Origin of the sequence: Mesorhizobium kowhaii, assembly GCF_003253745.1 — a bacterium.
Lineage (GTDB): Bacteria > Pseudomonadota > Alphaproteobacteria > Rhizobiales > Rhizobiaceae > Mesorhizobium > Mesorhizobium kowhaii.
Genome location: NZ_MZXV01000013.1, coordinates 169,128 through 189,603 on the forward strand (window position 1 = coordinate 169,128; position 20,476 = coordinate 189,603).

Here is a 20,476-nt window from a genome sequence, read left to right on the forward strand (position 1 = left end):
CGGACGGGTCGTGAAATGGTCCGGCAGCAGAAAAGGGGAATGAAATGCGTGTTCTGCTGATAGAAGATGACAGTGCAACCGCACAAAGCATCGAACTGATGCTGAAATCGGAAAGTTTCAATGTCTACACGACCGACCTCGGTGAAGAGGGTGTCGATCTAGGCAAGCTCTACGACTACGACATCATCCTTCTCGATCTCAACCTGCCTGACATGTCGGGCTATGAAGTCTTGAGAACGCTTCGCCTGTCCAAGGTGAAAACGCCGATCCTCATCCTCTCCGGCATGGCCGGCATCGAGGACAAGGTACGCGGCCTCGGCTTCGGTGCCGACGACTACATGACCAAGCCGTTCCACAAGGATGAGCTGGTCGCCCGCATTCATGCCATCGTGCGGCGCTCCAAGGGCCATGCCCAGTCGGTCATCACCACGGGCGACCTAGTGGTCAACCTCGATGCCAAGACCGTTGAAGTCGGCGGCCAGCGCGTGCACCTCACCGGCAAGGAATATCAGATGCTGGAGCTGCTATCGCTGCGCAAGGGCACCACGCTGACCAAGGAAATGTTCCTCAACCACCTCTATGGCGGCATGGACGAGCCCGAGCTGAAGATCATCGACGTCTTCATCTGTAAGCTGCGCAAGAAGCTCGACGCGGCATCCGGCGGCCAGAATTACATCGAGACGGTCTGGGGTCGCGGCTATGTGCTGCGCGAACCGGAAGACATCCGCGTCAGCGCCTGAGCGACGAACACCGTCCGAACTTTTCTTCGACAAAAAAGCCCGGCTCCGGCCGGGTTTTTTCGTGATGGGCTGATAACTATTTGTTTTTACGCAATTCCCTAAGGGAAAGCGCTACGCGCTTTCCCGGGAAAACCGTTACACACTTTTCCTGGAATTGTTCCAGGCCGCCGACTCAGGCGGCGATCTTCAAGGTGCGAAAACGCTCGAGAAGTTGCGGCCGGTTGAACGGCTTCAGGAGATAGCCCTGGGCGCCGGCGCGCTTGGCCCGCATGATCGAAGCGATATCGAGCTCGACCAGTGAAATCAGGATCTGCGGCTTTATCGGGCTCTCCATGGCGCGCACGCGACGGATGAGATCGACCGCCGCCACGTCCGGCAAGGCGCCGTCGACGACGATGATGTCAGGCATGTCGGCAGCGCACATCTCCAGCGCGTCAAGTCCGCTGGCTGCCTCGATGACAACCATGTCGGAGCCGCCCAGGATGCGTTTTGCAACCTTCCTGATGACACTTGAATCGTCGACGAACATGCAGCGTTTCATTTCCGGGTCCTTTTGCCTGTTGGCAATCCGGTAGCGTCGGGGGCATCCGAAAGGCACCATAGGCCGATCTGGTAAAGAAGCCGAAAAGCGTTTAGGTAAAATTTTTGCAAAGATGCCGTTTGCGGGCTGTTCTTCGCAATGCTTCGGCGTGACCCGCCCGGTGAAGCTCATTTCACCTCGATCGAGATGCCGCAGCAGGTATTACGAATTGAAATACTTCGCTGCTCTAGGGCGTTGGCGTGAATTTCAGGCGGCTGAAAGCACGATTTCTTCCGGCGTCGCGTGGATCGATATCGTCATGTTGGCTTCGCGCGCCAGAAGCAGAGTGTAATAGGGCTGCACGGAATGCGCGTCGATCGGTTCCTCCGGCTTGTGGCCGGAATGCAGTTCGAGGAATTTCGGCGGCACGCGCAGCATCGGGCCGCTCGCCGCAAGCGCGAAACGTGGCTCGGTTTCGAGGTTTTCCAACGTCACCGAAAGCTTGCCGCCGCGCGGAATGGCGGCGTTGGCGACGAGGAGCAGGTTGAGCAGCAGCTTGACCTTGTTCTTGGGCAGCAGCGCGCGGGGTCCGTTCCAGGTCAGTTCCGGCTTTTCGTTCTTGAGGAAGGCGATGGCGACCGCTTCGGCATCGCCGGTATCGATCAGCATGCCGGCCGAGCCGGCGGCGCCGAAAGCGATGCGGGCGAACTGCAGGCGGGCCGAAGCGTTGCGGGCGCTCTGGCGGATCAGTTTCATGGCGTCCTCGTCGGCGCCACCTTCGTCGAGCAGTTCGAGCCCATTGTTGATCGCGCCGACCGGCGAGATGATGTCGTGGCAGACCCGGCTGCACAAAAGCGCTGCCAGATCGGGTGCGGAAAGGGTGAACAGATCGGCCATCGGCAAAAATCCCTGCAAAATTTCATAACTCATGGCCGAGCGATCGATTCGTCGCCGCCCACACGAATCACGCTCTCCCTCGGGCCTTCTGAATACACAGCGCCCGTGCGTGCAGCAACAAATCCAAAATTGTGGTTATGGCAAATGGCGCGTTCGCGCAGGCCGCCGACCCCACCTGAGCGAGCCAAAACAGCCTTTGAACCGCCATGTTCATGTGCGAGCTTAATGGTTGAAAAAGGATTACGGCATAGTTTGCCCGTAACAGTTACCCTTAACGGCCGGCTAAAAGAGCCGTACGGGTGCGAGGCGTCGGCGAAAGTGCTCCCTGACGGAGATTGGAAGCATGTTTTCCCGATTCTACGACCGGACTTTTTTCCGTGTCACAGACCGGACATTTGTCCGTGTCGTCTCAATGGCGGTCGCGCTCATGGGCGTTCTCGTCTTCTCGACTTCGACCCTGCGAGCCCAGGAATATACCGCTCAAGAGATTGTCGATTCCGGTCACAAGTTCTTCGGCGCGACATCGGGCGGTCTGGCCACGGTTATCGAGAAGATTTTTGCTTCCTACGGACTGCCCAACGGCTATCTGCTGGGCGAAGAGGGCTCGGGCGCGCTGATCGGCGGCCTGACCTATGGCGAAGGCACGCTCTACACCAAGAATGCCGGCGATCACAAAGTGTTCTGGCAAGGCCCGTCGCTCGGCTGGGATTTCGGCGGCGAGGGGTCGCGGGTGATGATGCTGGTCTACAATCTCGACGATGTGGGCAACCTCTACAACCGCTATGGCGGCGTCGCCGGTTCGGCCTATGTGGTGGCCGGCGTCGGTTTCAACGTGCTGAAGAACAACAATGTGCTTTTGGTGCCGATCCGCACCGGCGTTGGTGCCCGGCTCGGCGTCAATCTCGGCTATCTGAAGCTTACCGAACGCGCCACTTGGAATCCGTTCTGAGCTAAACCCGTTCCGTTGCGGCAAACGCTTGCCGCAACGCTGGATTTCCGCCATGCCAACGTGGCACAATCCAGCATTAGCGGTTGCCGTCCACAAACGGGTAGTCACTTGGTTCAGTCGGTCCTGTTCTTCGTCCTCGGCTTTCTCTGCGCCGGCTTTCTGGCGGTTATGGTTGCTCCGGCGATATGGCGCCGTGCCGTCGCCCTGACGCGCAAACGCATCGAAGCCTCGATACCTCTGACGCAAACCGAGATCCTGGCGGACAAGGATCGCGTCCGCGCCGAATACGCCATGTCGACGCGCCGCCTCGAAATCAGCGTCAAGGCTTTGCGCGAGAAGGCGGCCGAACAGCTCGTCGAGATCAGTCGCGGCCACGAGGCGATGAAGGGCCTGGCGATCGAGCGCATGGACAAGAACCAGGCGCTGAGCGAACTGGGTGCCAAGAGCGAAATGCTGCGGCAGCGCGAGGAGGAGTTGCACCGTCTGTCGGACCGGCTCAAGGAAACCGAACGCAAGCTGGAGAAGCGCGCGCTCGAGCTCGAAAAGCTGGGGCGCATGTATGACGACGCCAGCTTCTCCTCCAGCAGCCGGCAGATCGAACTCGTGGCGCGCGAATCCGAGATGCAGAAACTCGCCAGCGACATCGCGCTGCTGCGCGGCCAGCGCAAGGAGGCGGACAGGCGCGGCCAGGAGATCGCGGCCGAAAGCAAGGCCGCGCGCGACGCCGTGAAAGCCGAGAAGAAAAGGACCGCCGAGCTCGACAAGAAGGTCGAGCGGCTGCTGGCCACTCTTGCCGATCGCGAGGACAAGCTCGACCGTCGCGAAAAGGAACTGGCGCGGCTGCGCGACAAATTGAAAGCCGAGGACAGCACGCCGGCGCTGCGGCTGGTCGGCAGGGGCGGCGATATCGCCAAGAGCGATGATTTCGACAAGGCAATCGCCAAGCTCGACAGCGACCGCGAGCGGCTCGAGGCGAGGCTGACGGCGCTGGCGCTCGAGAACAAGCGGCTGAAGGCGGATCTCACCGCGCTGGCCGCGTCCAATCCCGCGGATGGCAGCTCCGCCTTGCGCGAGCAGATGAACGAACTGGCAGCGGAGGTCGTCCACCTGACGGCCAAGCTCGAAGGACCTGATTCGCCGATCGCCAAGGCATTGGCGGCACCGTCGGATGCTCGCTCCGGCAACGGTGACCGCAGTCTTGCAGATCGGGTGCGGGCGCTGCAGAAGGCTGACGCAGCAAGCTGAGATCAGTTCCTGTTTGCCGAGAAATGATGCAGCGCGATGGCTGACGCTGCGGCGACGTTCAGGCTGTCGAAGCCTTCCGACATAGAAATCCGCACGGTGTGCAGGCGTGCGAGCAGGCTGTCCGGCAAGCCTTCGCCTTCGGTGCCGAGATAGAGCGCCAGGCGCTCGCTTCGCCGCGCATCGCGTATGTCGGTCTGCCCGCGTGGCGACAGCGCGAATTGCGCGAAGCTCCGTTGGGCGAGCATTGGCGAGAAGCCGTCGGTGTCGGTGAATGACGCGAAAGGTATCTTGAGCGCGGCGCCGACGGAAACCCGGATCGCCTTGCGGTAGAGCGGATCGCAGCATGTTGCGTCCATGAGCACCGCATCGGCGCCAAAGGCGGCGGCGTTGCGGAAGATCGAACCCATATTGTCATGGTTGGCGATGCCGACGAGCACCACGACCAGCGCGCGGGCCGGCAAGGCATCGAGCAGGGCCTCGGCCGACCGCGGCGTCCCCTTGCGGCCTATGGCCAGGATGCCGCGATGCATATGAAACCCGGCGATTGCATCCATCACCGCGCCGGCGGCGACATAGACCGGCAGGTCCGCCGGCGCCTTGCGCAGGATGCCCTCGAGGCCGGCCAGCCGGTTTTCCAAGATCAGCATCGATTCGGCGCCAAAGCGCCCAGTCGAGAGCAGCAGGTCGAGCACCACCTTGCCTTCGGCGACGAAGCGGCCTTGCCGGCCCGCAAGGTCACGCTCGCGGATATCGAGATAGGCGGCAACGCGCGGGTCTTGCGGGTCGTCGATGCGAATGGGATCCATGCGTTCCTCGTGGCCACCGCAGCGGCCCAAAAATCCGGACCGATTGCCGAGGCTCACCTTTGGTTCGGAAAGCACGATGCGACAATTCAGGACGATCAGCTATACGCACATCGTCCTGAAAGGGTCGGCGAGGTAAGTGGCTATAGGGCGGTCAGGTTCCGGCGCGACGCAAACGGTGCGCCATCTGGGAGAGGTCCTCCTTGCCGCCGAAAATGCCGTCCAGCATGCCGAGCAGTTCGCGCACGGCATCGGATTTGCAGGAATAGTAGATCATCTGCCGGTCGCGACGGGTGTCGACGAGGTCGAGCGCCCGCAACTTGGCCAGATGCTGCGACAGGGCGGATTGACTGAGCATCACCTTCTCGGCGATGGCGCCGACCGACATTTCACCGTCGATCAGATAGCTCATGATCAACAGCCGTTTCTCATTGCCCATCAGCATGAGAAATTCGGCTGCCGATCCGGCATTCGCGATTAGCTTAGTCGAGACCATCGATCCCCCATGCTTCTTGTTCATCCTGACGCCATGGGGGCAATGGCATCTGATTCCATAAACTCAGCTGTGAATGGGCGCTGCGATTCAGCGTCACCGATAAAAGGTAGAACATTTCCTTCAAATCTCAAGTGTTGCTTTTTATTCAGCATGATTTAGTTCAATTTTGGCGTCGGCCGCGGCCCGGCCGGTCCTGACCATATCGACCAGAATGGGACGCAATTCGGGCGCCGCCGCCAAGGGTTGCGGAAAGAAGACCCGGCAGACATCGTCACCCGACACCAGATCCATGCCATCGGCATCGAATCCGGCAATAATCCAACCTTTGCCGGACACGTTCGCAAAATGCTGTGCATAAACGGCGATCGCATCGAGATGGTCGGCGTTCATATGATCGATGGCGGATTGTTCGCTCGCCGCCAGGTCCTCGACGATCGGTCCGCTGGTGAGCAGATGCGATCGATCGAGCTGATAGGCCTTGCCAAAGCCGCCGTTGAGGCTGGCGCGTTGCGGCTCGAGGCGGAAGATCGAAAAGTCGCCGAGACCGGCGTAGAGTCTCGCCTTGGGATTGCGGTTGAGATAACGGCGCTCGGTGCGGGCGTGTTCGCTCGATCCGCGCTCAATCCGTGCCGCCTGGCAGATCAGTGTCAGGCGCGGGTGCGCCAGCGGGTCGCCCTTGCCGGGTTCGCCAAGCAGCAGGGAACAGCGCGCATCGGCAAGCAAGGCGCCGGTGTGCGCCGAGAGCATCGACACCAGGATCAGCGGCGCGCCATCGATGTCGGTGGCCACGCCGACCCTGCTGACCAGCGGCGAACCTGTCTGTGCTTCGATCACTGCCAGCGCGCCAAAGCGGGCGCTGCGCAGGAGCGTCTTGCCCAGTCGGATCGCCTCGGCGTCCGTCGCGCGGATCACGTCCTTCTTCGGTTCGTCCAAGGCATCACCGCAATAAGTTGATTTTACCTCTCCGCTTATCTGTCAAACAAACCGGATTTGACAAGGCCGTCAATCTCGTTTTTCGAAAACCCGAAGCGTGCAAGCACTGTCGACGGGGCGAGATCGTTGTCGGCGGGCTTGGTCGCCAGTGTCGGCCGCGAGCCGGAGAAACGCGGCGCCGGGGCCGGGCGCTCAAATGCGCCCGCCGTCACAAAGGCGTTGCGCACCCGATTGTGTGGGTGATGCTTGGCCTCCTGCAGTGATAGGACGGGGGCAACGCAGGCATCGGTTTCGGCAAACAGCCGGTCCCAGTCGTCGCGCGATTTCTGCCGGACCCGATCGGCAATGGCTGCGCGCATCGGCGGCCACAGTGCCTTGTCGTACTGGCCACGTACAAAACGCTCGTCGAGCGGCAGCAGACTGGCGAATTCGGCGAAGAATTGCGGCTCGAGGCAGCCGATGGCGACATGGCGTCCGTCTGATGTCTCATAGGTGTCGTAGAAGGGGGCGCCGGAATCAAGCAGGTTCGCGCCGCGCCTGTCGCTCCACAAGCCGGCCGCCATCAAGGCGTGCACGGGCGCCGCCAGCATCGAGGCGCCTTCGATCATCGCGGCGTCGATTACCTCGCCCTTGCCCGTGCGCGATCGTTGGAACAGGGCGGCCAGCACGCCGGCAACCAGCATCACGGCACCGCCAGCGTAGTCGGCGACGAGGTTGAGCGGCGGGACGGGGCGGTTGTCAGCGTGGCCAATTGCGTGCAGCAGGCCTGAATAGGCGAGGTAGGTGATGTCGTGGCCGGCGCGGCCCGCCAGCGGCCCGTCCTGGCCGAAGCCGGTCATGCGGCCGTAGATCAGCGCAGAATTGCGCGCCAGCGCCGCTTCCGGGCCGAGCGCCAGCCGCTCCATGACACCGGGGCGAAACCCTTCCAGCAACATGTCCGCCTTTTCGGCGAGGCGCAGCACCAGATCGGTGCCTTCCCGGCGTTTCAGGTCGAGGCGCAGGATGGCGCGGCCGTGACGGTCGATGTTGTATTCATCCGGCAGCGACGGGAGAGCTCGGTCCGATTCTACCCGTTCGATGCGCAGGACTTCGGCGCCCATCTCCGACAGCATCAGGCCGGCCAGCGGCACGGGGCCAAGGCCGGCCATCTCGATCACTTTCAGTCCGGCAAGCGGACCGGTCTTCCCGGCAGCGGACAGGCCGGCGCTCATGACCGGCTATTTCGGCGCCATGCGAATGGCGCCGTCGATACGAATGGTCTCGCCATTCAACATCTGGTTTTCGATGATGTGCAGCGCAAGCGCCGCATATTCGGATGGCTCGCCGAGGCGGGACGGGAAGGGCACGGCGGCGCCCAGCGAATCCTGCACGTCCTGCGGCATGCCGGCCATCATCGGCGTCTTGAAGATGCCGGGCGCGATGGTGCAGACACGGATGCCGGAACGGGCGAGGTCGCGCGCCACCGGCAGTGTCATGCCGACGACGCCGCCCTTGGACGCCGCATAGGCGGCCTGGCCGATCTGGCCGTCATAGGCGGCCACCGAAGCGGTGTTGACGAGGACGCCACGCTCGCCGCCTTGCAGCGGATCGAGCTTCGCGGCGTGGTCGGCGACGAGGCGGATCATGTTGAACGTGCCGATCAGATTGACCTCGATCACCTTGCGGTACTGATCGAGGGGATGCGGACCATCCTTGCCGATCGTCTTCATGCCGATGGCGATGCCGGCGCAATTGACCAGGATACGCGGCTCGCCAAGCTTGGCCGCGACCTCGGCGAGAGCGGCAGTTCCACTCTCGGCATTGCTGACGTCGCATTGGACGGCAATACCGCCGATCTCGGCCGCGACCTTCACCGCGCGATCAATACCGACATCGAAGATGGCAACGCGGGCGCCCTTGGCGGCCAGCGCGCGCGCCGTTGCCTCGCCAAGACCGGAGCCGCCGCCGGTAACGATCGCGATCTGGCCATTCGGGTTCATGCCGACATCCTTTGATCTCAGGGACAGTGAAACGGATCAGGCGCCAGATCGACGGGGAAGGTCAAGCCATCGCTGCGATATGCTCGGCAACCCTGGCCTGTTCGGCGTGGCAGACCTCGCCGGAAAGCTTGGCGACCGCGCCCGGTGCGATCTCGTGCGACAGCAACCGGTCGAGATCGACAGGGCGCGGCATCGAAATCTGGCCGCGCGGGATCCGCTTGAAACCGAGCGGTCCGTAGTAGGGCTCGTCACCGACCAGCATCACGGCGGGCGCGTTGGCCTTGGCGGCGGCCTCCAGCGCGATCGCCACCAGCCGGCGACCGATGCCGAGATTCTTGAAGGTTGGCCGCACCGCAAGCGGCCCGAGCATCAACGCGCGGCCAGCACCGGCAGCGATGCGGGTCATGCGCACCGAGGCGACGACGAGGTCGCCGTCGACAGCGACAAAGGACAGCGAGCGTTCGTGCCCGCCCGCCTCGCGGATCTTGTAGGCGGCCAGCACGAAGCGGCCGGGCCCGAAGGCTTCTTCATTGATGGCTTCGATCTGGAGGTCATGCGCCGGGGTTTCCGGCAGGTATTTCACGTCGGCAAGGCTCATGGTCTTTGCGTTCCGGTATCGGAGGAAAGGTTTGCTGCAAACGGCAGCATTCGCCAGTCAGCGCTTCATCAAGCGCGGGCGCCCTTTCGTCGTCGGTCAAACCGGATCCAAGCAAAGTCGAACATGCGGATTGTCCGCTAGCATCAATTTCTTGCCGCTGCAATCGGCGGCTTGCTGGTCCACCCGTCCGCTTGACGGTCTGTTCAGCGCTAGGTGATTTCCACGGCGTGGCTTCGCACCCTACATGGGAGCCAAGCAGGAAAGGACATTCGATGGGATTGCTGGTCGAAGGCAAATGGCAGGACCGCTGGTATGACACCAAGGATAGCGGCGGCAAGTTCGTGCGGGCGCAATCGCAGTGGCGCGACTGGATCACCCGCGACGGGACGCCGGCCGAGGGCCGCAGCCGCGGCTTCAAGGCAGAGCCTGGCCGTTATCACCTCTACGTCTCGCTTGCTTGCCCGTGGGCGCACCGGACGCTGATCTTGCGCGCGCTGAAGAAGCTGGAAGGCATCATTTCGGTGTCGGTGGTGCATCATTTCATGGGCGCCAATGGCTGGACGTTCGCGGCGCAGGATGGCGCAACCGGCGACACGCTCTACGGCCTCGACTTTCTGCACCAGATCTACACCAGGGCCGATCCTGCCTATTCGGGCCGGGTGACGGTGCCGGTTCTGTGGGACAAAAAGGAGCAGACCATCGTCTCCAACGAATCCTCCGAGATCATCCGGATGCTGAATTCGGCCTTCGACGAATGGGGCGATGCCAGCCTCGATTTCTATCCGAAGGCGCTGCGCGGCGAGATCGATGCGATCAACGCGCTGGTCTATCCCGCCGTCAACAACGGCGTTTATCGCGCCGGCTTCGCCACCACGCAAGGCGCCTATGAGGAAGCGTTCGGCGAACTGTTCTCGGCTCTCGACACGTTGGACGACCGCCTCTCAAAGCAACGTTATCTGGTGGGCGATCGCATCACCGAAGCCGACTGGCGGCTGTTCACCACGCTGGTGCGCTTCGACCCGGTCTATGTCGGGCATTTCAAATGCAATCTGCGCCGCATCGCCGACTACCCGAACCTGTCCAACTATCTGCGCGACCTCTACCAGGTGCCTGGCGTCGCCGGGACCGTGAACCTCAACCACATCAAGGCGCATTATTACGGCAGCCACGAGACCATCAATCCGACGCGGATCGTGCCGGTTGGCCCGGAACTCGACTATGGCGCGCCGCATGACCGCATGCGGTTCAAGAAAGCGGCGTGACCTACCAGTAGGGCGAGGGCTGCTCGCAGCCAAAAACCTCGGCGATCCGCCGTAGCGTCGCTGGCGTCGTGCCTTCCGGTAAACGGTCCAGGGGAAAGAAGCCGGACTCGGCGATCTCGTGGTCCGGCAGCTTCGGCGTCGTCTGGCTGAAATGCTCGATCAGATAGAAACCGACATGGTCGCGCCGGCTGGCGCGACGGTTGAAATGCATCGACTTCAGCGCCGGCGGCGAAGTCAGTGCGATGTTGCCTTCCTCGGCCAGTTCGCGCGCCAGCGCCTCGGCAAGCGTCTCGCCGGCTTCGACGCCGCCGCCGGGAAGCTGCCAGCCCGGCACATAAGTGTGGCGAATGAGGAAGATGGAATTGGACGCGGTGTCGTGGACGAGACCGCGCACGCCAAGCGTCATCGGCCGCCGCAGCACGAAATAGAGATGGAACAGCCGGGCCCGGAGGCCCGCCCAACCGGTCTGGCGGAAGGTCTTTTCCGGATCAGTCTCCATTAGGTGCGAAACCGTGGGTGGAAAGGAAACCTTGGGTGGAAAGCGGGGCGCCCGTCGCCTATGAAGGATGGATGTTCAGGCTCGCGCATATTTCCGATGTCCATCTGGGGCCGCTCCCCGATGTATCCTATCGTGATCTCGCCTCCAAGCGCGTGCTCGGCTACGTCAACTGGCAGCGCAACCGCCGCCGCCACATGCATGATGCCGTCATCGACGCGATCGTCGCCGACATCAAGGCGAACACGCCGGATCACCTCGCCGTCACCGGCGACCTAGTCAATCTGGCGCTCGACGGCGAGATCGAGATGGCCAGGCACTGGCTGGAAACGCTGGGATCGCCGCATGATGTTTCAGTCGTTCCTGGAAACCACGACGCCTATGTGCCCGGCGCCTTCGACAAAATCTGCCGGTCCTGGGCGGCGTGGATGAGCGGCGACGGCATCAACACGCCGGTCGACCGTAATGCCTTTCCTTATCTACGCGTGCGCGGCGATGTTGCGCTGATCGGCGTCTCGACGGCGCGTGCCACGGCGCCGTTCATGGCCAACGGCTTCTTCATGGAGGGTCAGGCGAAACGGCTTGGCAAGCTGCTCGACACGACGGCCAGACAAGGGCTGTTTCGCGCGATCATGATCCATCATCCGCCGGTGCGCGGCGCCGTCCCTCAGCACAAGCGGCTGTTCGGCATTGCCCGCTTCCACAAGATCATCCGCGGCCATGGCGCCGAACTTGTCCTGCACGGCCATTCGCATCTGCCGTCGCTGTTCTTCATCGGCAACCGGGGCGCCAAGGTTCCGGTGGTCGGCGTCGCTGCCGCCGGTCAGGCGCCGGGCGGCAAGCACCCGGCGGCGCAGTACAATCTGTTCGACATCGATGGCGAAAAGGGCAATTGGCGGATCCGGCTGACGCGGCGCGGCCTGACCGGGCCTGCCATACCGCCATCCGATCTGCAGACGCTGGAGCTTGGCGCGGAGGCCGGCGCGGCTATGGCCGCAAGCTGAGAACCATGGCGACGATGCGGTCCCAGAACAGGACGACCGACACCGCCAGTCCGACCAGCGCGCCGGCGGCGATCACGCCAAGGCCGGACAGAAAGGCCGACCAGCGCTTGCTGCGCGTCGTCGACCGCAGTGGCGGTTCGGCTTCCAGTACATCGGCGCGTTTCATGCCGGCGACAGCCAGTTCGACCCCGCCTTCCATCATCCTCTGACGCTCAACGATCCGCTCGGCGACATAGCGCGTCACCTGATCCGCAACGGGCTTCATCTCGGTCGATTCGGCAAGCACCACCCGGCCGATGCGGGTGTCCTTGAGGAAGCGATAGGTGCGGCGGTCGCGCCCCATGGCGACATGGCTGACGGCGTCGATCCACAGGCGCGGCTGCAAGCCGGACGAGACGACAAAGTCGAAATTGTCCATGTCGGCGGGAACGTCGGCAAAAACCGGCGCCAGTTCGGCGGCAAGCAGATCGAGGCGCATGCGATGGGCCTCGCGCATATCGACGACGACGTCGTCGCGGTCGGCGAAGGCATTCTTCACATCACGGACGGCATCGGACAGTTGCTTCGACGGATCGATGGTCTTCTCGCCTGCTTCCTTCATCGGCGTTTGCCTCGCGGGTTTGGTTAACACGGGGTTAACACAGCCGCCGGCAAAATGCACTGGCGAGATCAACGGGATCGAGGCGTGTCCAGCTTAAGTGTTGTGCGCGAAAGGTCAGCTGGCCGCGGCAGCGAATTTCTGGCGCTGTGGCCTGGCGCGCCGGTTGGTGTTGCGGCGAATGATCTCGGCGACGAGGTCGGGTGCTTCCTCGGCCAGCATATGGCCGGCCTCCAGCACATGGTGGACATGAAAATGCGACGGCAGATCATCCGCCTGGGTAAAGGGCAGCACCGCGTCGTCGGTTCCCCACGCCACCATCACCGGCATGTTCAGCCCGTCGAGACGATCGTGCGGGATGACGCCTTGCCGATCGTCCAAGGTCATGGCGGCTGCGATCTCGGTCAGCTTCGGCATCTGGCCGGGACGTCCGCGCATCTCGCAAAGCATGTCCACGATGCGCTCCGGGGGCGGGCTGTGGGGGCCGGACATGGCAGCAAGGCAGGCGCGAATCTCAGACCGGTCTGCTGCGCCGGCATAGCGGCGCAACAGCGGGCCGTTGATCTCGGGGCCAAGACCGCCCGGCGCCAGAAGCGTCAGCGAGGCGACTTTTTCGGGCTCGGCCAGCGCCATCAGCATCGCCACTGCGCCGCCCATCGAGTGGCCCACGAGATGAACGCGCTTCAGTCTCCGTTCTGAGAGATCGGCGAGCACGGCCCTTGCCGCTACCTTGGCCGGACCGGCCGCGGGAAAATCGAGCGACAGCCCATGCCCCGGCAGATCATAGGCCAGCGTGTGCGTGGCAGGAGCCAGGGAGGAAATCACCTCGCGCCAGACATCGTGGCTGCCGCCGAAACCATGCAGCAGGACTATGGCCCTCGAGCCAGCACCCTGTTCGGCGGCAAAAAGCGATGCGGTCATGAAAGCTGATTTTTGTTATTGCAGGATGCGCGACACCAACTGTGGCTGAATTGCTCCTAGTCTAGCGTGATGACCAGTAAAATTTTCGCGATTTGTACGGTTGCGGACGGAACTCGGCCACCAACCGGCATTCGGCTGTTGGAGCGCAGGAAATCCATTGGGACGCGGCGCGCCTAATCTGCGGATGTCGATTGGAGATAGAGCGGTTCGTCACTTTTCCTGGAATTGCTTCTAGCTTGCGTTGCCGAGTCCGGCGGCGCGCAGAGCTTGGACCAGCCGGTCGGTCAGGTCGGCCGGATATTTCCGCTCTACGAAGGTCGCGCGCGGATCGGCTGCAAATTTTGGGAACTTGGTGTTCAGTTCGTCCAGCAGCGTGCTCACCAGATTATCCTGTCCGGCAACCTTGGCGCCGATCAGCCGCGCCGCCAGATAGTGCGATTTCGTTGCCGTCGTCCTCAGTGCCATGCTGGCCGCGACGGCCTTGTTCATGTCGCCGAGCATGAATTCGCCGACGAACAGCCCGTAGTCCCACCATGTCGAGTGGCCGCTGAAGGTCTCCGCCGCATGGGCCAGGATCGGCGTTCCCTCCGCGTATCGGCCGGCGAAAATCAGCCCGTAGCCGTAGGCGGCAGCCATGCCGAGATCGTAGGGATTGAGTTCGTAGGCCTTGCGCATCCAGCGGATCGCTTCGTACGTATTGCCGAGACGCGAACTGACGTAGCCGTAGGCGCGATGTGCATAAGGGCTGGTCGGTCCCATCTGCACGCCGCGATGGGCAAACTCCACGGCCTTTTCAATCGTCGCATTGGGCGGATAGGCGTAATGATCGGAGACCGCCTCGACCTGCAGGGACGCAAGTTCCGAATAGACGAGCGAGGACGTCGCTCCGCCATTGGCCAAATTTTCGAGGCAGCGATAGGCAGCCTCATGGGTTCTGGCGTTCTGGTCGAGATAATATTTGTCGTTGAGCAGCAGGCATTGCGTCAGACCGTTTGGCGCACCGGTCTGCTCGATATAGTTGTAGATCGTGCCCGAGGCGGGAAGCGCCGAACTCAGCATGTCGGCGATACGGTCTTCGACTGCGGCTGGTGCGCTGTCGGCAGGGGTCAGATTGCGTGAAAGAAGCACCCTTCCGGACGCCATGCTTTGCAGTTCGATGGTGATATCGCCTGCGTTCGGTCCAGGCAGGATGTCGAATATGAAGCTGGTGGCATCGTCGGCCGGATCGGTGACGGTGTCGCGGCCGATGAAGTCGATCGTATCGAAGCCGCTCAGGCCGGCGCGCAGCGACGCGGCGACACGGCTGGCGTCAGTGCCTTCGGCCTTGACGTCGATATGGACGAGCGGCAGGTCGTCGGCCATTGCCGATGACGCAATGCTGCTGGTCGCGCCGGCGGTCTCAAGCGTTGCCGACATGTCGCCGCCGCCGGTCAGCAAGGCGCTGCTGCCCTGACGAAGGATCAGCACGCCCAGCATGGCGATGACCAGGGTGATCGCCATCCAGAAGAAGCGGAGATGGCGCGCCACAGAGGGGGTGGGCGTCGCGGAAGCCGGCAAAACCGGATCCGGCATGCCCGTGCTGGCGTCGTTGGCCCGATCTGCAGATACAGTGCCGTCCAGCTTCAGCGCGGAAACATCCGGCAACCGGATCGCGTTCAGTTCATAGGCAGGAACATAGCCGCCGCGCGGAATGGCGATGCGGACCGGCTCGGCAATGCCCTCATTGGCAAAATAATGCTGCAGAAGCTCGCGCAGCCTGCCCGCCTGAACCCGCACCACGGCATCGGTGGACGGATCGAAATCGCCGTCCTTGCCGAAAACATCCATAGCGATGGAGAAGCCCTTGAGCCTATCGGCTTCGCCGGCTTGTTCGCGTTCGACAAGATAACGGAGCAACTTGCGCGCGCGTTCAGATCGTCCGAACGTTTGGCTGGCAAGCAGTCGCTCCAGTGTCTCGCGCACTGCGGGGGCGGCAGGCGTGGCATGCTGCAAGTGTCGATCCTCTCGAAGTCGGCACAGGTTGAGGCGCGATCATATAGTTCCCGCACCGCCACACAAGTATGCACCCATTATGCGATCACGTACCCCACCGGATAATTCTTTGGTGGTTAATGATGCGAAGGATCGGAACCGGTCACCGAATGGGAGGGTTCCGACCTTCGTTCTGGTCGTGCGTCAACCGGCCTTTTTGACGACGATACGGTTGGCCGCCGACATCACCGCTTCCAGCGAGGCGGCGACGATGTTGGTATTGATGCCGGCGCCGAACAGCTTGCCATCAGGATATTCCATCTCGACATAGGAGATGGCCGAGGCGTTCGAGCCGCGCTGCATCGAGTGCTCGGAATAATCGAGCACCGACATCTCGATGCCGAGATGGCGCGACAGCGCATCGACGAACCCGTCGATTGGACCGGTTCCGGTGCCGGTGATCGTCACTTCCTTGCCGTTGTCGAGGATGACCGCCTCGACGACGCGACGGCCCTTGATCTCGGTGCTGGGATAGGTGTGGTGATCGAGGAATTTCAGCCGCGCGGCCGGCTGATCGACATAGGTCTCGACGAAGCGCTCGTAGATGCGCCTGACCGGCACTTCCTTGCCCTCGGCATCGGTGATCGCCTGGATCTCCTGGCTGAACTCGATCTGCAAATTACGCGGCAGGTTGAGGCCGTAATCGGCCTGCAGCACATAGGCGATGCCGCCCTTGCCCGACTGCGAGTTGATGCGGATGATCGCTTCGTAGCTGCGGCCGACATCGGCCGGATCGATCGGCAGATAGGGCACTTCCCACAGGCTCGTGTTGGCCTTCTTCAGCGCCTTCATGCCCTTGTTGATGGCATCCTGGTGCGAGCCGGAAAAGGCGGTGTAGACGAGCTCGCCGACATAGGGATGGCGCTCGGGGATCTTCAACTGGTTCGAATATTCGTAGACATCCTTCATCCGGTTGATGTCGGAGCAGTCGATCCCCGGATCGACACCTTGCGTGTACATGTTGAGCGCCAGCGTGACGATGTCGACATTGCCGGTGCGCTCGCCATTGCCGAACAGCGTGCCTTCGACACGGTCGGCGCCGGCCATCAGGCCGAGTTCGGTGGTGGCGATGCCGGTGCCACGGTCATTGTGCGGATGCAGCGAGACCAGCAGGTTCTCGCGGTTGTCGAGGTTGCGGCACATCCATTCGATGCGGTCGGCGTAGATGTTGGGCGTCGACATCTCGACCGTCGACGGCAGGTTGATGATCAGCTTGTTGTCGGGCGTCGGCCTGACGATCTCGGTGACGGCGTTGCAGATCTCCAGCGCCACTTCGAGCTCGGTGCCGGTAAAGCTCTCCGGCGAATATTCGAAACGATAGCCGCCGCCGGCCTTGGCCGCCATGTCGGTGATCATCTTGGCCGCGTCGGTGGCGATGCGCTTGATGCCGCCGACGTCCTTTTCGAAGACGACGCGGCGCTGCAACTCACTGGTCGAATTGTAGAAATGGACGATCGGGTTGGTGGCGCCCTTGAGCGCCTCGAAGGTGCGGGTGATCAGTTCCGGCCGGCACTGCACCAGCACCTGCAGCGAGACGTCGGCGGGTACGTTGCCTTCCTCGATGCACCAACGGGCGAAATCGAAATCGGTCTGCGAGGCCGACGGGAAGCCGATCTCGATCTCCTTGAAGCCCATGTCGAGCAGCAGGCCGAACATGCGCGCCTTGCGCTCGTGGCCCATCGGATCGATCAGCGCCTGGTTGCCGTCGCGCAAGTCGACCGAGCACCAGATCGGCGCCTTGTCGATGACCTTCGAGGGCCAGGTGCGGTCGGTGAGGCCAACGGTGGGGTAGGGTTGATATTTGCGGGCTGCGTCCGGCATGCCCCGGGCTGCCATGTCGGGCGTGCCCTTTGCCGCATCCTTGCCGGCTACCGCGGCATGGGAGCGGATTTCTTCTCGTGCGTTCATCGTCGTTTCTCCCGGCGGCTCACGGATCCACCCTCAGATGGCTTGATGGCGAGCGGCGCCTTTACCAGAATTTCGTTCGCTTGATGTGACGTGCCAATTTTGAGACTGGCCAAGGAGCATGTGCTTGAGCGGCGGTTCGACCGCCGGGCGCTCCTTCAGCGAACCCGGCGATCGCCGATAAGGCCGAGAAGAAGCAGGGTCGAAGCCAGCGCGCGCACGGTCTCACCGGAAAAACCGGTCGGACGGGAAGCGTTGGTGGTGCGCGTGTTCATGGCGGTTCTCATACAGGAGCGGCTTGTGGGAGGCAAGTGGGGCCGCATGGCGGACCGGGTTCGGTTGGATATTATCGCTAACGTGAGTGCTCTTCCCCACGCGCTGCAAATGCGCCAGACTTGGGCGTCGAAGGGGCTGCGATGTCCTGTTGCCGGGAGGGGTCATCCATGAATTTCGTGTTCTTCTCGCCGCATTTTCCCGTCAATGGCGCGGATTTCTGCGACCGCTTGAAGAAGGCCGGGGCCAGGGTGCTGGGCATCGGCGACGCACCCTATGAGGCGCTCGACGGCAAGCTGAAGGCGGCGCTCAGCGAATATTACCGCGTCCCCGACATGGAGGATTACGATCCGGTGTTCCGGGCGATTGGGCATTTCATCCACAAATGGGGCCGTATCGATCGTTTTGAATCGCTCAACGAGCACTGGCTGGAGCTGGAAGCCAACATCCGCACCGACTTCAACATCTATGGCACCAAGCTCGATTTCGTAAAGAATTTGAAGCGCAAGAGCCGCATGCGCGCCTTCTTCCGCAAGAGCGGCGTCGACACCATCGCGCAGCGCAAATGCTCCGACCGGGCCGGCGCCATGACCTTCATCCGCCGCGTCGGCTATCCGGTGGTGGTCAAGCCCGACAGCGGCTCGGGCGCCTCGAACACCTTCAAGATTTCCAACGCCAGCGAGCTCGACCAGTTCTTCAGGGACAAGCCCGAGGATGTGACTTTCGTCATGGAGCAGTTCATCGAGGGGCTGGTGGTGACTTTCGACGGGCTGGTCAACCGCGATGGCGAGGTGGTGCTGGCCGCCAGCCACCGCTACGACCAGAGCGTCATGGAGGTGGTCAACAAGGACCGCCACATGAGCTACACCTGCTTTCCCAAGATCAGCCCGGCGGTCGAGGAGGCCGGCCGCAAGATCCTGAAGGCGTTCGACGTGCGCGAGCGCTTCTTCCACATCGAGCTGTTCGAGACCAAGGACGACCGCGTCATCGCGCTGGAGGTCAACATGCGCCCGCCCGGCGCCTGGATGACCGATGCCATCAACTACACCTTCGACATCGACGTCTATGCCGCCTGGGCCGACATGGTGGTCAGGGATGCCGCCGGCGGGCCGTATGAGGGCAAGTATTTCACCGCCTATGCCAGCCGTAAGCGGCGCCTCAGCTATTTGCACAGCCATGAGGACGTGCTAGCCGCCCATCGCGACAAGATCGTCCACCATCAGGCCATCGAAGAGGTTTTCAGCCGCGCCATGGGAAATTACGCCTACCAGATGCGCTCGAAGGACGAAGCGGCGCTGCGCGACGCGGTCGCCTACATCCACGCGGAAAAGGCGTGAGGCGATGGACATCTCCTATCACAAGACTTTCGCCCGCAATCTCGACCGCGACATGGAATACAAGCGCTACGGCCATGCCGGCCGGCCGGTGGTGGTGTTCCCGACCTCGCAAGGGCGGTTCTACCAATTCGAGGATTCCGGCGGGGTCGGCGCGCTGGCCGAGTTCATCGACACCGGCCGCATCCAGCTGTTCACGGTCGACGGCATCGATTCGGAATCCTTCTTCGACAAGCATGCCGACGCCGCCCACCGTATCGCTCGCCACGAGGCCTATTTCCGCTACGTGCGCGAGGAGGCGCTGCCGGAATTCCTGTCCACGGCCGCGCAAGCCAATGGCGGGCGCAAGCTGAAGCCGCTATTCTGCGGCTGTTCGATGGGGGGCTACCACTCGTCGAACTTCGTCTTCCGCTTTCCCGAACTCGCCAGCGGCGTCATCGCGCTGTCGGGCGTCTATTCGGCCCGCGACTTCTTCGGCAAGGCGCTTGAAGGCGACATCTTCTACAACTCGCCGCTCGACTATCTCCCCGGCATCGTCGATCCCAAGCTGCTCGCCCGCCTGAAGGCGCTCAGGCTGATCTTCTGCTGCGGGCAGGGCGCCTGGGAGGAGCGGATGCTGGTCGAGACGCGCCGGTTGGAACAGATCCTGCGCGACAAGTCGATTCCCGCCTGGGTCGACTATTGGGGCGGCGATGTCAGCCATGACTGGCCGTGGTGGCACAAGCAACTGGTCTATTTCTTCGGCCGCTGGCTGGATGACGATCTGATGCACAGGCTGGATTGAGGTGCATTGATATTCAGGTGAGGCTGGCCTGCAAATGGCGGCTTCCTGCGCTTCCGGTGCTCACGTACCTAAGTACGCTCCGCTCCGGTTCTCGGAAACCACCATTTTCGACTCAGCCAGACCTGAATCTCAACGCACCTTGGGCACAGACGAATGACCATACCCGACCCCATCCGCCACTTTTTGGAAGCCACCAATGCCGGCGACACGGAAGCCTTTCTCGACACGTTCACATCAGACGCATCGTTGAGCGACTGGGGCCGGTCTTTCCAGGGCCGCGAGCAGATCGCGGGCTGGAACCAGTCGGACAATATCGGCGTGCAGTCCCATCTCCGCATCGTCCGTATCGCGGCGGCCGAAGGCACCTATCGCGTCCGCATCGCCGTCACAGGCAACGGCTTCAACGGCGAGGGCGACATGACCTTCACGCTGCACGGCGATCGCATAGCGAGCCTCGTCATCGCCTGACTTTCACTGGTCAGCGAGGCGCTGCAGGCGGGCAAACTGAGCACCATTCTCGACGACCATATCGATGGCCGCGGCCAGTTCAGGATGCTGTGGCCATCCAACCGCTATCTGTCGCCGAAGGTTCGCGTCTTCGTCGACTTCCTTCCTGAGCGGCTTGCTGTCGGGCGATAGGCCAGGAAGCCGAGCGGCTCACGGTCTTGTGACTTCCCTGACGTCTCGCCAAAATATGATTACTTTCAT

21 protein-coding genes and 1 pseudogene are annotated in these 20,476 nt (G+C 62.4%); 9 read left to right on the forward strand and 13 right to left on the reverse strand.

Annotation, left to right across the window (positions count from 1 at the left end; translation table 11 throughout):
• Positions 1–44 precede the first annotated feature (44 nt).
• Positions 45–740, forward strand: coding sequence for a response regulator transcription factor CtrA (ctrA, locus tag B5V02_RS03190; protein WP_006203583.1), 696 nt, complete (start codon positions 45–47; stop codon positions 738–740).
• Between the two features lie 172 nt (positions 741–912).
• Here ctrA and B5V02_RS03195 read toward each other — a convergent pair whose 3' ends face one another.
• Both B5V02_RS03195 and chpT read right to left on the reverse strand, forming a co-directional pair.
• Entirely contained in the window at positions 913–1,281 is a 369-nt protein-coding gene (locus tag B5V02_RS03195; protein ID WP_111542796.1) for a response regulator, read from the reverse strand.
• Positions 1,282–1,527: 246 nt separating this feature from the next.
• Positions 1,528–2,157: a histidine phosphotransferase ChpT gene (gene chpT, locus B5V02_RS03200; protein ID WP_111542797.1), complete on the reverse strand. Its 630-nt coding sequence runs from the start codon at positions 2,155–2,157 to the stop codon at positions 1,528–1,530.
• Positions 2,158–2,569: 412 nt separating this feature from the next.
• On the opposite strand from chpT, the gene B5V02_RS03205 reads away from it, so the two are divergent.
• Both B5V02_RS03205 and B5V02_RS03210 read left to right on the forward strand, forming a co-directional pair.
• The gene (locus B5V02_RS03205) at positions 2,570–3,106 is read left to right on the forward strand and encodes a DUF1134 domain-containing protein (protein WP_245445784.1); all 537 of its coding nucleotides are present in this window, start codon (positions 2,570–2,572) and stop codon (positions 3,104–3,106) included.
• A 108-nt stretch (positions 3,107–3,214) separates the two neighbouring features.
• Positions 3,215–4,351: a coiled-coil domain-containing protein gene (locus B5V02_RS03210; RefSeq protein ID WP_111542799.1), complete on the forward strand. Its 1,137-nt coding sequence runs from the start codon at positions 3,215–3,217 to the stop codon at positions 4,349–4,351.
• A 2-nt stretch (positions 4,352–4,353) separates the two neighbouring features.
• Here the strand turns inward: B5V02_RS03210 and B5V02_RS03215 are convergent, their stop codons facing one another.
• The 6 genes from B5V02_RS03215 to B5V02_RS03240 form a co-directional block, all read right to left on the reverse strand.
• Entirely contained in the window at positions 4,354–5,157 is an 804-nt protein-coding gene (locus B5V02_RS03215) for a TrmH family RNA methyltransferase (RefSeq protein WP_111543703.1), read from the reverse strand.
• Positions 5,158–5,308: 151 nt separating this feature from the next.
• On the reverse strand, positions 5,309–5,650 hold the full coding sequence (locus B5V02_RS03220; protein ID WP_111543704.1) for an ArsR/SmtB family transcription factor: 342 nt from the start codon (positions 5,648–5,650) through the stop codon (positions 5,309–5,311).
• Positions 5,651–5,791: 141 nt separating this feature from the next.
• Complete coding sequence (locus B5V02_RS03225) at positions 5,792–6,583, reverse strand: HugZ family pyridoxamine 5'-phosphate oxidase (protein WP_111542800.1); 792 nt, start codon at positions 6,581–6,583, stop codon at positions 5,792–5,794.
• 35 nt (positions 6,584–6,618) lie between these two features.
• A complete protein-coding gene (locus B5V02_RS03230) occupies positions 6,619–7,794 on the reverse strand; it encodes a CaiB/BaiF CoA transferase family protein (RefSeq protein WP_111542801.1) in 1,176 nt (391 codons plus the stop codon).
• A gap of 6 nt (positions 7,795–7,800) precedes the next feature.
• Positions 7,801–8,562 (reverse strand): 3-hydroxyacyl-CoA dehydrogenase, encoded by a 762-nt coding sequence (locus B5V02_RS03235; RefSeq protein ID WP_111542802.1) that lies wholly within the window; start codon positions 8,560–8,562, stop codon positions 7,801–7,803.
• A gap of 61 nt (positions 8,563–8,623) precedes the next feature.
• On the reverse strand, positions 8,624–9,160 hold the full coding sequence (locus B5V02_RS03240) for a GNAT family N-acetyltransferase (protein WP_111542803.1): 537 nt from the start codon (positions 9,158–9,160) through the stop codon (positions 8,624–8,626).
• Positions 9,161–9,432: 272 nt separating this feature from the next.
• Here B5V02_RS03240 and B5V02_RS03245 point away from each other — a divergent pair, with 272 nt between their 5' ends.
• A complete protein-coding gene (locus B5V02_RS03245) occupies positions 9,433–10,422 on the forward strand; it encodes a glutathione S-transferase family protein (RefSeq protein ID WP_111542804.1) in 990 nt (329 codons plus the stop codon).
• Between the two features lies 1 nt (position 10,423).
• On the opposite strand, the gene B5V02_RS03250 is transcribed toward B5V02_RS03245, so the two are convergent.
• Positions 10,424–10,921: an NUDIX domain-containing protein gene (locus B5V02_RS03250; RefSeq protein ID WP_111542805.1), complete on the reverse strand. Its 498-nt coding sequence runs from the start codon at positions 10,919–10,921 to the stop codon at positions 10,424–10,426.
• Between the two features lie 71 nt (positions 10,922–10,992).
• Here B5V02_RS03250 and B5V02_RS03255 point away from each other — a divergent pair, with 71 nt between their 5' ends.
• Positions 10,993–11,922 carry a metallophosphoesterase family protein gene (locus tag B5V02_RS03255; RefSeq protein ID WP_111543705.1) on the forward strand — a complete coding sequence of 310 codons (930 nt, stop codon included), beginning with the start codon at positions 10,993–10,995 and terminating at the stop codon, positions 11,920–11,922.
• Here the strand turns inward: B5V02_RS03255 and B5V02_RS03260 are convergent.
• The 4 genes from B5V02_RS03260 to leuA all read right to left on the reverse strand — a co-directional run bounded on the left by B5V02_RS03260 (position 11,906) and on the right by leuA (position 17,380).
• Positions 11,906–12,523 (reverse strand): hypothetical protein, encoded by a 618-nt coding sequence (locus B5V02_RS03260; protein WP_111542806.1) that lies wholly within the window; start codon positions 12,521–12,523, stop codon positions 11,906–11,908. The genes B5V02_RS03255 and B5V02_RS03260 overlap by 17 nt on opposite strands.
• A gap of 114 nt (positions 12,524–12,637) precedes the next feature.
• Positions 12,638–13,441, reverse strand: a complete 804-nt coding sequence (locus B5V02_RS03265) for an alpha/beta fold hydrolase (protein WP_111542807.1) — start codon at positions 13,439–13,441, stop codon at positions 12,638–12,640.
• Between the two features lie 231 nt (positions 13,442–13,672).
• On the reverse strand, positions 13,673–15,433 hold the full coding sequence (locus B5V02_RS03270) for a tetratricopeptide repeat protein (protein WP_111542808.1): 1,761 nt from the start codon (positions 15,431–15,433) through the stop codon (positions 13,673–13,675).
• 183 nt (positions 15,434–15,616) lie between these two features.
• Positions 15,617–17,380, reverse strand: a complete 1,764-nt coding sequence (leuA, locus tag B5V02_RS03275) for a 2-isopropylmalate synthase (RefSeq protein WP_111542809.1) — start codon at positions 17,378–17,380, stop codon at positions 15,617–15,619.
• A 440-nt stretch (positions 17,381–17,820) separates the two neighbouring features.
• Here leuA and B5V02_RS03285 point away from each other — a divergent pair, with 440 nt between their 5' ends.
• The 4 genes and pseudogenes from B5V02_RS03285 to B5V02_RS03300 form a co-directional block, all read left to right on the forward strand.
• Entirely contained in the window at positions 17,821–18,987 is a 1,167-nt protein-coding gene (locus B5V02_RS03285; RefSeq protein WP_111542810.1) for an ATP-grasp domain-containing protein, read from the forward strand.
• Between the two features lie 4 nt (positions 18,988–18,991).
• Positions 18,992–19,768, forward strand: coding sequence for an esterase family protein (locus B5V02_RS03290; RefSeq protein ID WP_111542811.1), 777 nt, complete (start codon positions 18,992–18,994; stop codon positions 19,766–19,768).
• A 153-nt stretch (positions 19,769–19,921) separates the two neighbouring features.
• Positions 19,922–20,236: a nuclear transport factor 2 family protein gene (locus B5V02_RS03295; protein ID WP_111542812.1), complete on the forward strand. Its 315-nt coding sequence runs from the start codon at positions 19,922–19,924 to the stop codon at positions 20,234–20,236.
• Between the two features lie 6 nt (positions 20,237–20,242).
• Positions 20,243–20,407: pseudogene (locus tag B5V02_RS03300) on the forward strand (LysR substrate-binding domain-containing protein); the annotation flags it as partial.
• Between the last annotated feature and the right edge of the window lie 69 nt (positions 20,408–20,476).

Excerpts from the sequence above, each read along its gene's own strand:
- ctrA (WP_006203583.1), top strand. The coding sequence starts at position 45 with ATGCGTGTTCTGCTGATAGAAGATGACAGTGCAACCGCACAAAGCATC.
- B5V02_RS03195 (WP_111542796.1), bottom strand. The coding sequence starts at position 1,281 with ATGAAACGCTGCATGTTCGTCGACGATTCAAGTGTCATCAGGAAGGTT.
- chpT (WP_111542797.1), bottom strand. The coding sequence starts at position 2,157 with ATGGCCGATCTGTTCACCCTTTCCGCACCCGATCTGGCAGCGCTTTTG.
- B5V02_RS03205 (WP_245445784.1), top strand. The coding sequence starts at position 2,570 with ATGGCGGTCGCGCTCATGGGCGTTCTCGTCTTCTCGACTTCGACCCTG.
- B5V02_RS03215 (WP_111543703.1), bottom strand. The coding sequence starts at position 5,157 with ATGGATCCCATTCGCATCGACGACCCGCAAGACCCGCGCGTTGCCGCC.
- B5V02_RS03220 (WP_111543704.1), bottom strand. The coding sequence starts at position 5,650 with ATGGTCTCGACTAAGCTAATCGCGAATGCCGGATCGGCAGCCGAATTT.
- B5V02_RS03230 (WP_111542801.1), bottom strand. The coding sequence starts at position 7,794 with ATGAGCGCCGGCCTGTCCGCTGCCGGGAAGACCGGTCCGCTTGCCGGA.
- B5V02_RS03235 (WP_111542802.1), bottom strand. The coding sequence starts at position 8,562 with ATGAACCCGAATGGCCAGATCGCGATCGTTACCGGCGGCGGCTCCGGT.
- B5V02_RS03240 (WP_111542803.1), bottom strand. The coding sequence starts at position 9,160 with ATGAGCCTTGCCGACGTGAAATACCTGCCGGAAACCCCGGCGCATGAC.
- B5V02_RS03245 (WP_111542804.1), top strand. The coding sequence starts at position 9,433 with ATGGGATTGCTGGTCGAAGGCAAATGGCAGGACCGCTGGTATGACACC.
- B5V02_RS03250 (WP_111542805.1), bottom strand. The coding sequence starts at position 10,921 with ATGGAGACTGATCCGGAAAAGACCTTCCGCCAGACCGGTTGGGCGGGC.
- B5V02_RS03255 (WP_111543705.1), top strand. The coding sequence starts at position 10,993 with ATGTTCAGGCTCGCGCATATTTCCGATGTCCATCTGGGGCCGCTCCCC.
- B5V02_RS03260 (WP_111542806.1), bottom strand. The coding sequence starts at position 12,523 with ATGAAGGAAGCAGGCGAGAAGACCATCGATCCGTCGAAGCAACTGTCC.
- B5V02_RS03265 (WP_111542807.1), bottom strand. The coding sequence starts at position 13,441 with ATGACCGCATCGCTTTTTGCCGCCGAACAGGGTGCTGGCTCGAGGGCC.
- leuA (WP_111542809.1), bottom strand. The coding sequence starts at position 17,380 with ATGAACGCACGAGAAGAAATCCGCTCCCATGCCGCGGTAGCCGGCAAG.
- B5V02_RS03285 (WP_111542810.1), top strand. The coding sequence starts at position 17,821 with ATGAATTTCGTGTTCTTCTCGCCGCATTTTCCCGTCAATGGCGCGGAT.
- B5V02_RS03290 (WP_111542811.1), top strand. The coding sequence starts at position 18,992 with ATGGACATCTCCTATCACAAGACTTTCGCCCGCAATCTCGACCGCGAC.
- B5V02_RS03295 (WP_111542812.1), top strand. The coding sequence starts at position 19,922 with ATGACCATACCCGACCCCATCCGCCACTTTTTGGAAGCCACCAATGCC.